This window comes from Brevibacillus porteri (assembly GCF_003013475.1).
In the GTDB taxonomy this organism is placed as follows: domain Bacteria; phylum Bacillota; class Bacilli; order Brevibacillales; family Brevibacillaceae; genus Brevibacillus; species Brevibacillus porteri.
The window spans coordinates 113,921-127,276 of record NZ_PXZO01000004.1 but is presented as its reverse complement, the minus strand read 5'-3'; the positions used below and the strand labels follow the sequence as shown (position 1 = coordinate 127,276).

At 48.5% G+C, this 13,356-nt stretch carries 13 protein-coding genes and 1 riboswitch; of the genes, 8 read left to right on the top strand and 5 right to left on the bottom strand.

The genetic code is table 11. The features are described 5' to 3' along the window. Positions 1 to 98: 98 nt before the first annotated feature. Positions 99 to 1,520, bottom strand: a complete 1,422-nt coding sequence (locus C7R92_RS05340) for a sigma-54 interaction domain-containing protein (protein WP_106833470.1) — start codon at positions 1,518 to 1,520, stop codon at positions 99 to 101. Between the two features lie 281 nt (positions 1,521 to 1,801). Here C7R92_RS05340 and C7R92_RS05335 point away from each other — a divergent pair, with 281 nt between their 5' ends. Genes C7R92_RS05335 through C7R92_RS05310 form a run of 6 tightly spaced genes read left to right on the top strand, consistent with a single transcriptional unit; the run spans position 1,802 to position 6,671 of the window. Continuing rightward, a complete protein-coding gene (locus tag C7R92_RS05335) occupies positions 1,802 to 2,467 on the top strand; it encodes a CoA transferase subunit A (protein WP_069852271.1) in 666 nt (221 codons plus the stop codon). Next, positions 2,467 to 3,129 (top strand): 3-oxoacid CoA-transferase subunit B, encoded by a 663-nt coding sequence (locus tag C7R92_RS05330; protein ID WP_106833469.1) that lies wholly within the window; start codon positions 2,467 to 2,469, stop codon positions 3,127 to 3,129. Before C7R92_RS05335 ends, C7R92_RS05330 begins: the two co-directional genes overlap by 1 nt. Positions 3,130 to 3,173: 44 nt before the next feature. Further along, positions 3,174 to 3,992 (top strand): ABC transporter substrate-binding protein, encoded by an 819-nt coding sequence (locus C7R92_RS05325; protein ID WP_106833468.1) that lies wholly within the window; start codon positions 3,174 to 3,176, stop codon positions 3,990 to 3,992. A 48-nt stretch (positions 3,993 to 4,040) separates the two neighbouring features. After that, positions 4,041 to 4,706, top strand: a complete 666-nt coding sequence (locus C7R92_RS05320) for an amino acid ABC transporter permease (protein ID WP_106833467.1) — start codon at positions 4,041 to 4,043, stop codon at positions 4,704 to 4,706. Positions 4,707 to 4,723: 17 nt separating this feature from the next. Further along, positions 4,724 to 5,461, top strand: a complete 738-nt coding sequence (locus C7R92_RS05315) for an amino acid ABC transporter ATP-binding protein (protein ID WP_106833466.1) — start codon at positions 4,724 to 4,726, stop codon at positions 5,459 to 5,461. A gap of 28 nt (positions 5,462 to 5,489) precedes the next feature. Next, positions 5,490 to 6,671, top strand: a complete 1,182-nt coding sequence (locus C7R92_RS05310) for a thiolase family protein (protein ID WP_106833465.1) — start codon at positions 5,490 to 5,492, stop codon at positions 6,669 to 6,671. 84 nt (positions 6,672 to 6,755) lie between these two features. Here the strand turns inward: C7R92_RS05310 and C7R92_RS05305 are convergent, their stop codons facing one another. The 3 genes from C7R92_RS05305 to C7R92_RS05290 form a co-directional block, all read right to left on the bottom strand. After that, positions 6,756 to 7,118: a hypothetical protein gene (locus tag C7R92_RS05305; RefSeq protein ID WP_106833464.1), complete on the bottom strand. Its 363-nt coding sequence runs from the start codon at positions 7,116 to 7,118 to the stop codon at positions 6,756 to 6,758. A gap of 125 nt (positions 7,119 to 7,243) precedes the next feature. Beyond that, entirely contained in the window at positions 7,244 to 8,959 is a 1,716-nt protein-coding gene (argS, locus tag C7R92_RS05300; protein ID WP_106833463.1) for an arginine--tRNA ligase, read from the bottom strand. A gap of 357 nt (positions 8,960 to 9,316) precedes the next feature. Beyond that, entirely contained in the window at positions 9,317 to 9,811 is a 495-nt protein-coding gene (locus C7R92_RS05290; RefSeq protein WP_106833475.1) for a hypothetical protein, read from the bottom strand. Between the two features lie 198 nt (positions 9,812 to 10,009). Between C7R92_RS05290 and C7R92_RS05285 the strand changes: the two genes are divergently transcribed. Then, positions 10,010 to 10,582 (top strand): sigma-70 family RNA polymerase sigma factor, encoded by a 573-nt coding sequence (locus tag C7R92_RS05285; protein WP_106833462.1) that lies wholly within the window; start codon positions 10,010 to 10,012, stop codon positions 10,580 to 10,582. Then, positions 10,573 to 12,777, top strand: a complete 2,205-nt coding sequence (locus C7R92_RS05280; protein ID WP_106833461.1) for a YcdB/YcdC domain-containing protein — start codon at positions 10,573 to 10,575, stop codon at positions 12,775 to 12,777. The genes C7R92_RS05285 and C7R92_RS05280 overlap by 10 nt, the downstream gene beginning before the upstream one ends. 66 nt (positions 12,778 to 12,843) lie before the next feature. Here C7R92_RS05280 and C7R92_RS05275 read toward each other — a convergent pair whose 3' ends face one another. After that, a complete protein-coding gene (locus C7R92_RS05275) occupies positions 12,844 to 12,951 on the bottom strand; it encodes a YjcZ family sporulation protein (RefSeq protein ID WP_007724452.1) in 108 nt (35 codons plus the stop codon). 213 nt (positions 12,952 to 13,164) lie between these two features. Continuing rightward, positions 13,165 to 13,266: riboswitch (SAM riboswitch) on the top strand. Positions 13,267 to 13,356 lie beyond the last annotated feature (90 nt).

Here is a 13,356-nt window from a genome sequence, read left to right as displayed (position 1 = left end):
GGTCCCCTTTTTTAAGTGGAGACGGACAGTCAATCCCCCTTGAGGGCGTGTCAGAGTCGAAGAGAACTGCGCTTTTTCTTCTCCTCCACTATGTTGACTCACTCGTCCTCAAAATCCAGTTGAATCCCATACTTTTTAATCCGTCGCATGAGAAGAGACTGGGTAATGCCGAGGGCTGCTGCTGTTTTGCGAGTCGTTTTGTGTGTGCGCAATGCTTGCAGAATAAATTCCATCTCAATTTTCTCCATCCGCTCTGTAAGAGAAAGAGAACCGAGTGAAAGAATCCCTTCCTCCAGCTCACGAATACTCCGCAGTTCTTCTGGCAAATCACTGACTTGGATTTCATCAAGCTTGGACGTAATCACGATCCGCTCTACCAAATTTTCCAACTCCCGCACATTCCCAGGCCATTCGTATTGATGCAAAACATCCAGCGCTTCCGGGGAAAAACGACGTTTCTGGTTATGCTTGCTATTGAATCGCTGTAAATTGTGGTGGAGTAAAGGGAAAATATCGTCCTTTCTCTCCCGTAATGGCGGAACATTGATTGGCAAAATATTTAGGCGATAGTACAGGTCGTGCCTGAATTTGCCCAACCGCACGAGTTCCTGAAGGTTGGCATTCGTTGCCGTTATGATGCGGATGTCAGCTGTGTATGTTTTGGTGCCGCCGATCGGCATAAATGTTTTGTTTTGCAAAAGCAGCAGTAATTTCGATTGCAAGTGGTAGGGAAGCTCGCTGATTTCATCCAAGAAAAGCGTCCCTTTGTCCGCCATTTTCACTAATCCGATTTTCCCCGAGTGACTCGCCCCCGTAAATGCCCCTTTGTGGTAGCCGAACAGCTCTGACTCGATCAAGGTTTCAGGAATGGCGCTACAGTTGACGTGGACGAACGGCCCGCTTCTTCGTTCGCTCAACTGGTGGATTTGCTCCGCAAGATAGCTTTTTCCTACACCTGTTTCACCCGTAATAAACACGGTCGTGTCGACAGGGGCTGCTTTTTTCATTAATTCTAGCAGGGCTAGATAGGAACGGCTGTTGCCAATCAAGGTTTGGGAGGAGCTCTGGCTCGCTTCCCATTTCATGAGCTGAATCTCTTCGCTGTACCGCTTTAGCAAAGCGACTGTCTCTTCCAGCTGTGAACTGGCACGGGCTGCCTCGGTGATATCGCGCGAGTGGGAAACAATCAGCTCCGGTCTCCCGTCCTCATCCGGGATGATATGTCCAGTCACCAGGAATTTTCCCTTATTATTGACGAGCTGAATGGTTGTGGTCGGTTTTCCCGTTTCCAAAACCAAGCGGGTGACTGAAGGACTGAAAATCCCCATTTCTTCGAGGTCGGATACGTTTTGCCCGATGAGTTCAGCTTTTGGTAAGCCACACAGGTTTTCACTCGCATTGTTTAACCATAAAGTAGTTCCCTGCGCATCAGCAATGAATATGCCATCTGCCAGTGTGTTCAAGATGTCAATAAAACGATCAACAGAAGACAGTGCTAGTATCTCCGCAGCTTTTTCCATGTTGAGTAGCTCCCTGGTTTTTCAACTGATTGTACAAGATCAAATTGATCGTTGTATAGTGAATCGAAATTAAAAATAGTTGAGTCGAAATAGATTCAAGAAAAAAGTTAGACTTTTCCTACTTTTCGATTCGAAAGTGAATCTACTTCGACTCAACCGGAAAGGAATGCTTTTAGCTTGATTGCGTTTTCTTGCCCTTTTAAGGCTTGGCACAAGAATTGCTATTACATAGTTGGACGTAAGCGATTGACCCAAGAATAAGAGATAAGGAAAAGCATGCGATGTTATCAAAACTGGTGACGCACGAACAAGCAGTGGAGCATGTTCTGGATGGCACCCGGCTGATGTATGGCGGATTCGGCACGATTGGTTCCCCAGCACACTTGATTGATGCGATCTTGCACAAAGGCGTGCAAAACTTGACACTCATCGGAATTGATGCGGGGTATCCGGAAATCGGAATCGGAAAGCTGATTAGTCATGGACGGGTGAGGCGGCTGATAACCACACATATTGGCTCCAATCCCGAAGCAGGTCAACGAATGATGGACGGGATGCTGGAAGTGACATTTTGTCCACAAGGAATTTTCGCAGAAAAGATTCGGGCAGGAGGTGTTGGCATTCCGGGAATCGTTGTAGATGCGCATGTGAGAGGAGAGCGAATGGAAGGAGCAGAGCCATTTGCTTTTGCCGGAAGAACTTGTCAGATTGAAGCTGCCCTTACAGCGGAGGTAGGGATCGTCTATGCGAAACAGGCGGATACTTACGGAAACCTCATTTATGACAAGGCGGCAAGAAATCTGAATCCGCTAGTAGCGATGGCCGCAGATATCACGATCGCTGAAGTGGAGGAGATCGTTCCTGTAGGAGAGCTGGACCCGGATAAAATCGTGACGCCTGGCATTTTTGTGGATTATATCGTGGTTCGTGGCGGAGGGAACAGCTAATGGGATTGGAAATGGATCAGCGAAATATGGTTGCGTGGCGTGCAGCCAAAGAGGTCGCTCCCGGAATGGCAGTGAACTTGGGGATTGGGATACCTGAGCTCGTCGCTGATTTTATCCCGCATGAATGGCAAGTCATGTTTCACTCGGTGAATGGAATCTTGGGAGTCGGCCCTACGCCGTTAAAGGGAGAAGAGGACGAGCATATTTCCAACGCAGGTGGAGCACCTGTTACCGTTGTACCGGGGGCATCGTATTTCGACAGTACCATAGCGTATGGCATGATCCGAAGAAGAAAGCTGGATGCAGCGTTTATCGGGGCGTTGCAGGTGAATCGCCGAGGAGATCTGGCAAACTGGATTGTTCCTGGCTCACGCGTTCACGGAATTGGTGGAGGAGCAGAGCTAGCCTATTACGCGAAGAAAGTAATCGTGCTCATGAGCCATGTCAATCAGACAGGCGAGCCCAAAATTCGCAGGGAGTGCACATTGCCACTGACGGCGAAGGGCTGCGTTGATCTCATTATCACCGAGAGGGCCGTTATCGAGGTCACGCAAAGAGGCTTGCTTTTGACAGAGGTCATGTACCCGTACACCTTGGAAAATGTCATCACGCATACCGGAGCACCGCTAATAATTTCAGAAAATTTACAAATAGTAGAGTAATGAGAATTGTAAGCGCGAACATAAAGAATTGGGGGATGGAACAGATGAAAAAAACATGGAAAACAATCGCAGGAGTCGTATTTTCGTTGTCACTACTTGTAAGCGGATGTAGCCAAGGCGCTTCCACTAACAGCGCGGTAGGTCAAGCGGGTGGGGCTACTGCTGGAAATGCATCGTCCATGACAAAAGAGGCAGGCGTATTTGTATACGCGGCATCAGGTGAATATCAGCCATTCAGCTACTTCAAGGATGGTCAATTGACCGGCTTTGATGTCGAGATCGGTAATGAGATCGCCAAGCGCTTGGGGCTTGAGCCAAAGCCAGTCACGTCGCCTTTTTCCGGTATTATCGCAGGGGTAAAGGAAGGACGCTACGATGCGGCGATTGCCAGCCATGCGATTACAGAAGAGCGGAAGCAGCAGGTTGATTTCGCAGACCCGTACTACTTGTCCGGTGGTCAACTGTTCGTTCGCCCGGATGGGACCATTAGCACGCTAGAAGGATTAAAAGGCAAGGAAGTGGCAGTTGCACTCGGCACTACACATGAAAAGATGGCGCGGGAGTATACGGATAACATCAAAACGTATGACAGTGATGTAACGGCTCTGCGTGCCTTGGAGCAGGGAAAACATGATGTCGTGATTACAGATAGCGTCGTAGGGGAGATTGCCATTGGGCAAGGCTTGAAGCTCAAGAAAAGCGGGTCGCCACTCTCGGAAGTCAAGCATGGAATCGCAGTGCGCAAAGGAAATACGGAATTGCTGAACAAGATCAACGAAGTGCTCAAGCAAATGATGGAAGATGGTACCTACGTCAAATTGAGCGAAAAGTATTTTAATCGCGACATCAGCAAAGCCGAATAGTAGTTGATATAACAAGCATATTCCATTACGAGTGAGGGGTGGCATCAAGTGCCCAGTATTGCCCATCTGACAGAAGAGTTTCTCCGGACATTGCCGTTTTTTTGGAAGCCGTTGCTGCTGACATTTCAGCTGACGATCGCTTCTGTTATCGTAGGCTCGATTATCGGATTGTTTGTCGCCTTGTTAAAGGTGTCCAAGCTTCCAGTTGCACGTTTCATAGCCAATGCGTACATCATGATCATTCGCGGTACGCCGTTAGTCGTGCAAATTTTTGTTTTGTATTTCGGCTTTTACAAAGTCATTGACCTGGGTCAATTTTGGTCTGCAGCGCTTGCTCTGGCGATTCACAGCGGAGCCTATATCGCAGAGATTTTCCGGGGCTCTATTCAGTCGATTGATAAAGGACAAATGGAGGCAGGGCTGTCTTTGGGCATGTCCACCCGTCAGACTATGCGTCGGATCATTTTGCCGCAAGCGATGAAACGATCGATCCCGCCACTTGGCAACCAGTTTATTTTGTCTTTGAAGGAATCGTCTCTGGCCGCTTTCATTGCCATGGATGAGTTGTTCTCACTGGCCCGCCGCTTGTCTGCGGAAACCTTTGATGAAATGACGTACTTTTTGATTGTGGCGCTCTATTACTTGGTTATTGTCATGGCGTTTACGTATGTGGTCCACATCATGGAGAAGCGTCTGGCAAAAGGAGAGGCGTAAAGCGGAGGGGAAAGACGATGGAAAAGCAAAGAGAAATGATACGCGTGCAAAATTTGAAGAAAAGCTTTGGAAAAGTGGAAGTTCTCAAGGATGTTACCTTGCAAGTCGGAAAGGGCGAGGTCGTCGTCTTGATCGGTGCCAGTGGATCGGGGAAAAGCACATTGATTCGCTGCATTAATTTTCTGGAGATCAAGGACGGCGGAGAGATCTATATCGAAGGGAAAAGCATCGACCCGAAAAAGGATCTGACCAAAGTACGGCAAAAGGTAGGCATGGTGTTCCAGCACTTCAATCTGTTTCCGCATAAAACGGTACTGGAAAACATCATGGAGGCACCGCTGATTGCAAAGAAAGCGGATAAGGAAGAAACGAAGCAGGAAGCGCTCCGGCTGTTGCAAAAGGTAGGTCTTTCTGAAAAAGCAGACGCCTACCCGTCCAGCCTCTCCGGTGGACAAAAGCAACGCGTGGCAATTGCTCGTTCGCTGGCGATGAAGCCTGAGATCATGCTTTTCGACGAACCAACCTCAGCGCTTGACCCAGAGCTGGTAGGGGAAGTGCTAGAGACAATGAAGCAGCTCGCGCAAGAAGGAATGACGATGATTATTGTGACGCACGAAATGGGGTTCGCCAAGGAAGTCGCCGATTGGGTTGCGTTTATGAATCAAGGCAAGATCATCGAGATGGCTAGACCCCAAGAAATTTTCAACAACCCGAAAGAAGAGCGCACGAGAGAATTTTTGAACCGTGTACTGTAATGGCGTAAAAACGAAAGGGAGCTGTGGCATGAGAGACGTGGTCATAGTCGCGGGTGTGCGCAGTGCAGTGGGTGCATTCGGGAAAAGCCTGCGTGACATACCGGCAACAGAGCTGGGGCGGCAAGTATTGGAAGGCTTGATGAATAAGGTTGATTTGCCGAAGGAACAAGTCAATGAAGTGATTTTTGGCAATGGTTACGTACATGGGGGAGGACTCAATGCTGCACGTATCAGCTCGCAGCTGGCGGGATTTCCACGCAATGTCTATGGTCACATCGTCATCAAAGCATGTGGTTCAGGATTGAAGGCGATTGGCAACGGTGCGCTAGCCATAGCAGCAGGTCAAGAGGATGTGGTGATTGCGGGGGGAGTGGAGTCCATGAGCAATGTTCCCTACCTCGTGAAGAACCGCTGGGGCAGCAAATTCGGCAATTTGTCTATGGAGGACGCCCTCTTGTCCGATGGCTTGATCTGCTCGCTGACTGATGAGCATATGGGGATGACCGCTGAACGGCTGGCTGTACAGTACGGTATTTCCCGTGAGGAGCAGGATAGATATGCCTACGAGAGTCACGTAAAAGCAGCGGCAGCAATCGAAGCGGGTACGTTCGAGAGTGAGATCGTTCCGATTGAAATCAAGGATCGCAAAGGCAACCGCGTATTTGCGCAAGATGAATCCGTTCGCCATGATATCAAGCTGGAAGAGCTGGCTAAGCTGAAAAGTGTTTTTCAAAAAGAAGGAACCATCACTGCCGGAAATGCGTGTCCGATGAATGACGGCGCAGCCGCTGTATTGATGATGTCTCGTGAAAAGGCGGAGGAAGCGGGTTTGACTCCGCTCGTGAAAATCAAGGCTTTTGCCAGCGCAGGCGTCGAACCTGGCGTGATGGGGATCGGACCAGTGCCCGCCACGCAGAAGGTTCTGGAGAAAGCGGGATTGACGCAGGGTGACATTGGACTCATCGAATTGAACGAGGCATTTGCCGCCCAGGCTTTGTCTGTAATCAAATGCCTGGAGCTGGACACGAGCAAGGTGAATGTCAATGGAGGCGCGATTGCCTTGGGTCACCCTGTGGGAGCTACTGGTGCTAAACTGACAGTGACGTTGATGAACGAAATGATGCGCAGACGAGAGAAGTATGGCATGGTGACGCTGTGCATGGCAGGTGGCATGGGGATGTCAGTGATCTATGAAAATTTGACGATGTAAAATTCTCATGTGCATATGAAAAAGCCCCGAACCTTGATATGTCGGGGCTTTTTGCCATGAAAGTGTGATCGCTTATTAGGGGACCTATTGTTCGTGTAAGTATTTTCGCAATGTGGCCGCTACTTCTGTTGGGTTTTCCAGCTGTACAATGACATGCTGATATTTAACATGACCCTCTACTTTTAGAATCAACAACGAATCAGTCTGGGCAAAAGAAAGGAAGTACCACTCATTTCCGTGCTGAAAGCTTCCTTCATATATGTTCAATGGAGCTATAGACGTTCCTGGCATGCGCAACATCCATTTTGGCGGAACAAAAGAACCGACCTCGACATGCTTGATCGATTGATACGGTAACGTGATGGTACTCTTCAAGGCTAAGAAGGTATGTAAGCCAGTGAGACGCAAGGTAAAATCCGTCTTTCCAAAATGTACACGTCTTCCCATCGTTGATCACCTCATTCATCTGCCATCGTTTCATTATCTCACAGATGAATGATGATGACACGGGACTATCAAAAAAGCCGGAGCTTCCCCGCAAGAGGAAGGCAACCGGCTTTTCGTATTCTTTCTTACATTTCTTCTGGAGCAGCCAAACCGAGCAGACGCAGACCTTCCTTTAGTACAGCAACGACTGCTGCTACGAGCTGGAGACGGGATGCTTTCACATCTTCTTCTTCAGCCAGGATGCGTACATTCGCATAGAACTTGTTGAACGTTTGCGCCAGGTCGATTACATACTTGCCGATTTGCGACGGATCGAAGTTATCGGCAGCACGTTCGATTACCTCTGGGAACGCGTTCAAGAGGGTAATCACTGCCCAAGCCTCTTTGCTGTCGAGTGCACCGGCAGCCAGGTTCACTGTCGTTGCTGACTGGTAGCCACCTCTGCGCAAGAGCGAGCATGCACGAGCGTGTGCGTATTGCACGTATGGTCCAGTTTCCCCTTCGAAGGTCAGCATCTCTTCCCAGGAGAAGTTGACATCATTCAGGCGGAAGTTTTTCAAGTCATGGAAAATAACTGCGCCTACCCCAACTTGACGAGCCACCTCTTCTTTATTGGATAGCGTAGGGTTTTTCTCTTCGATGACTTTTTGGACATCAGAAATGGCTTGTGCCAACACTTCTTCCAAGAGAACCACTTTGCCTTTACGCGTGGACATTTTCTTGCCGTCCTTGAGCATCATGCCGAATGGGATGTGGTGCATATTTGCGGACCACGCATAGCCCATTTTTTCCAACACTTTATAGAGCTGCTGGAAGTGGAGGCGTTGCTCGTTCCCTACGACATAGAGTGCTTTTGCAAAATCATACGATTCGTGGCGGAAGAGGGCAGCAGCCAAATCACGCGTTGCGTACAGGGTAGCGCCGTCTGATTTTTTGATCAGGCATGGCGGCATGTTATATTCATCGAGGTTCACAACCATCGCACCGTCGGATTCAGTCAACAAACCTTTTTCCTCGAGCAACGTTACAACGCGATCCATTTTGTCGTTGTAGAATGCTTCCCCGTGCGTGGAGTCGAAGGCTACGTTCATCAGGTCGTAAATCTTCATGAATTCCTTGAGGGACTCATCACGGAACCATTTCCACAGATGCTGTGCTTCTTCGTCGCCATCCTCGAGCTTTTTGAACCATTCACGGCCTTGGTCTTCCAGCGTAGAATCGTTTTCGACTTCTTCGTGGAAGCGTACGTAGAGGCTGAGCAGCTCCTTGATTGGTTCTGCTTTTACCTTTGCTTCGTCACCCCAGAGGCGGTACGCAACGATCAGTTTACCGAACTGCGTACCCCAGTCACCCAAGTGATTGATGCGCACTGGCTCGTAGCCTTGCTTTTCCATGATGTTGGCAATCGCGTTTCCGATTACAGTAGAGCGCAGATGCCCCATGGAAAACGGCTTGGCGATATTCGGTGAGGAGAGGTCGATTGGTACTTTGCGTCCTTGACCGACATTGCTGCTTCCATATGTGCTGCCTTGCGTAATGATTGTTCCGATTACTTGCTCTGCTACATTTTCTTGGTCCAGGAACAGGTTCACATACGGTCCAACTGCTTGTGATTCGCGCAATGGTGCACCGGAGAGCTGTCCAGCCAGCTCTGCTGCGATCATCGGTGGGGCTTTGCGCAATGCTTTTGCCAATTGGAAGCAAGGGAAGGCCACATCGCCCATTGCAGGGTTTGGTGGTGTTTCCAGCATGCCGTATACGGCTTCTTTTGTCAGTGTGTCTACGCCCATCGAGGAGAGCGTAGCGGCAATCTTTTCAGCGACTTGGTGTTTGTAGCTCATCTAAAATTTCTACTCCTTTCAAATAAAAAAACCTCTACGTCTCCTGTGAAAAAGAGACGAGAGGTTATACTCCCGCGGTGCCACTCTTGTTGTTTTTCCCTTCCAGTAAACTTGGAAGACAAAAACCGCTTGACCTGCTGTAACGGGCAGTCCCGGCATAGCCCTACACGATCCGTTGCCCATATTGACTGGCGTAGGATGTTCAGGCCGCATCTCCGAGGGGCGTTTCCTCACATGGTTTGGCATCGGGCTCACACTGTCCCCGACTCGCTACAGCCTCGCACAAGGAGTACTTTCCTCATCAACGATTCGTTTGTTTCTCTAGAATTATAGCTGTTTTAACCGTCAGGATGCAACTCACTGTTCCGGTTTTTGCAAAATCTTATCTAATTCCGCGAAATATTGTTTGGTCAGCTCTTCTCTTTCTTCCGCGCTGAGGTTATCCGCGTTCATCATTTGCTCTTTGTACTGTTCCAGCTTTTCGAGCATGGCCAGCTCGGCAGCAGCGGCATCGTCCAGATCGTAATTTTCCGATGGATCGAACGGGATCAATCGATTGTCATTACCACTGCGCAAATAAGCGGAGCGCCAGTTCTCCGGAAACTGGTATGGCTGTTCGCCAAACATAATCGCTAAAATATCGTCAGATTCAATCAGCAGGAAGTGATCGTAATCGTCTCTTCTGCCTCCCTCGGATAAATTAATGTGGGACAAAAAATAGTGGAGATAATGTTCCCCGGTTTCGGTATTCTTAACGATGGAATAGGTTTCAAACTCGGATTTGGATAGTTCTTTTATGGTCTCCAAACAGGACAGAAATTTGTCTTTTTCACGTGCTTGCAAGTCAGCCATGTCATCTCGTTCCTTTCGCTCTACAATAAGCCTCATGATAGCAAAAGCAATGTGCGCTGACAATGAAAGCAACGCAACGGAGTGCAGCAGTGGAAGAAGGGAAAAGGATGATAGATAAAATAGTTGGATAATCTTGTCACAAAAATAAGCCAGCTGGATCAAATACATATCAACACGAAACAAGGAGGTGAACAACGCGTGAATGCAAGTGCCAAAAGTAGCGAAGCGGACTGGACGCTGCAACTGACCAACGAGGAGAAGCTGACGAGACTCATGAGTGAGTACGGAGACAACATCGTGCAGCTCGCCTACTTGATCGTCAAGGACCGGGGAATCGCGGAAGACATTACCCAGGAAGTGTTCCTGAAGGCGTATCGGGGTCTGGATCAGTTCCGCCATCAGAGTAGCGTGAAAACGTGGCTTTACCGAATTGCGATCAACGAGTCCCGCAAATATTTGCGTTCGTGGTCCTTTCGCCAAATTTTTTCTACATACCTCTCCAAAGAGGAAGCACCCCCGGAAAAAGTAGACACGGCAAATGTTGAATCGGCAGTCATCGGACGAATGAGCAAGGTACAAGTAGCGGAGCAGGTGATGAAGCTCTCGCCGCTGTACCGAAAAGTCATGGTACTCCATTACTATGAAGATTTGTCGATAAAAGAGATTGCGCAAGTGTTGGATATTTCAGAAGATGCCGTACGAACCCAATTGTCCCGGGCCCGAAAACATTTTAAGGCATTGTGTGAAAAGGAGGGATTGGAATGGACGTAGATAAGCAAATGCGCGAAGCGGTACGGAATGGGAGTCAAGAATCTGTAGAAGACGTGAGGTTTACAAAAGAGATGGAATTGCGGATTAGAGGTGCGATTGCAAAGAATAAACACAAGAATCGAAACAGAATTTTCGTGGCGGGTTCGCTGGCAGCTTGCTTGGCGGTTACTGCTGTGGGAATGCACCAGCAAGGCTGGTTTCCACAGTTGCCAAGTGGCAAGAATGTAACGAATGCGATTGCAACGACTGCTACGAAAACAAATAATAAAGAGGCAAATCAGAACAGTGTAATGGTGTCGGCGGAAGAGGCCGTCTTACCATTGAAAAAAGTGATTCCAGCCTTGAGCAAGATGACAATAAGAGTGGATCGTACAAGCTATGGAATCAGTGATCTCATGTTACTGGAAGGCGATAATGAGCGTGCCAAGGTTGCTTATGATATACAGACAGGACAAATTGAGAGCTTTACAATCAATGGTGATCGGGGAGAACAGAAGGAAGGGAAATTGCCATCAGCCAAGACTGCTGAGAATGCAGCAAGCGCATTTCTTCAAGCTTTTTTGGGGGAGGAAAGTAAGACCTATCAGCTCGTCGAGACTCAGATCTATTCCGACGAGCATATGGTAAAAGACCCATGGATGAGCGTGAATTATCAACGGATCGAAAACGGCCAGCCCGTCCCGTTCGACGTAATGTCGGTTGGAATTGACCAACGTGAGCAAGTCGCGTTTTTCGGGCGATTGAACAAGAGCGAACAAGCCTTTTTCACCAAGCTGACAGATGCCATGCCCGATTTGAGCCCATCCCTTCTTCTTTTGGATAAAGAAAAGAACCACGATGGCATGTCATTCATTTTGGGGAAAACGAACAAAGAGGGACATCAGGTTTCCCTTGTGATCACTGGCAATGGTCAAGCATTGGAACATTATAGGCTTCTGTTTAAGGATGAAAAGGAAGCAAAGAGCCAGAAAAGAGCAGAAGGAGCAAAAGCATTGGAGCAAGAGCGACAGTTCCTGAACAAGCTGCTCGGGGCTGATAGCGAGAACTATCGGTTGTTGGACGCCAACCATCCGGGATTGTACCTGAGATACTATAACGGGATGCCGGTGTTGTCTGATGAAATAAGCATCGAAACAACCGACTCTGGCCACCTCGAATATTTCAATAAGGGGCTCGAATCATTTGAGCCGTCGCAGTACCCGGATGTATCGACTGCTGTGTCAGAAGAGGTAGCCATCAAAGAGCTGAGCGAGCATATGAAGCTTCGATACGTGCAGAATCCGAGAATACAGCCACAATCAAAACAAGGGGATATGTGGCAGCCCATTCTGGAGTACACACCAGCTGTTTCCTTCATGCAAAGAGGACGTGAAGATGGTCAGGAGTGGTATATCGACGCGACCAATGGCAAGATGGTGTATGGAACGGGAGATAACGGGCTTGCTTATGATCAGTTGAATACGAAGGAAGCACATCCGATCGAATCTCCAAAGGAATACGTCAAGGTTCGCTCCAAGGATGAGGCAAAAGCGTTGCTGCAAGCGGAATTCGGCATACAAGTGGATGACTCGACCTATAGAGAGAGTAACCGTGACGGACGCAAGGAATACGTCTGGAATGATAAAAATGACAAGTATATCGGCGTAGAAGTTCTCGCAGAAACAGGCAGTGTCGTCGGGCTGGGGACACCGCGTTCCGATACAGCAGTGACAGTCAAACGCGAGCAAGCGGAAGAGGCTGCACTTGCCTTTCTGCCTAAATACGTTGATCCAGGCATAAAAGAAGTGCAATTGGCGAAAGTCATACAGCCAGACGAAGCGAATCCTGTGTCATCGGGCGAATGGGAATTCAGATATCTCATGAGCAAGGATGGCATTCCAGTACAGGATCGCTGGCCAAAAGTGGCTTATTCAGTAACAGTCGATCCGTCTTCTGGCAAAGTGACAAAGTTTGAAAACTACAGAGAGACACACGAGCTGGTGGAGCTTCCAGCATCCGACGAGATAGTCTCAAAAGACAAGGCTGTTGAGGAGTATTTACGCGTCATGCCTTTGAAGCTGGTCTATTTGATGAGAGATGTGGATGGGCAAAAATTAGCGCAACCAAAGCTGGCGTATGTGCCGTGGAGTGACGAAAAGCTGGCGTTCAAATATATTACTCTGGATGCCGTGACAGGCAAGATCATCACCAAATAACAAGAAAAAAAGCTATCCCGCAGCCATTCCTGATGGCTTTTGGGATAGCCTTTTTTAAACGCTTATCTAACAGTCGTCACACGAACACCCGATAATTACCAACAGGATAAACAGCACGAGCACGATTGCGAAGCAGTCACCGAAGAATCCGTTTCCGCAGAATGATGTACTCATCTTTGTTTCCCCTCCTTTCCGTTATACTCCAGTCTATACACGAATGCCGATATTGGACTGGGCGGATGCCCAGCTTAGGCAAAAATGGGCGCGTAAGAGGAGAGGCTCAGTAAAAAATAGACAATTCACAATTGACGGGGAGACAAAGGGGGTGTTAAGATACTTGCAAACATTCAAGACATTTCGCCAAACAACTAAATGACAAGTGTACGACTCTTATCCAGAGAGGCAGAGGGACTGGCCTGATGAAGCCTCGGCAACCGGTAAAAATCCGGTGCCAATTCCAGCAAAGCTACGTGCTTTGAAAGATAAGAGGATGTCTCAGGCGTTTTCGTATCTGCTGACAAATCCTCTTCTTTCAAAGAAGAGGATTTTTTTATTTACCCAATTACGGAGAATAAGCCG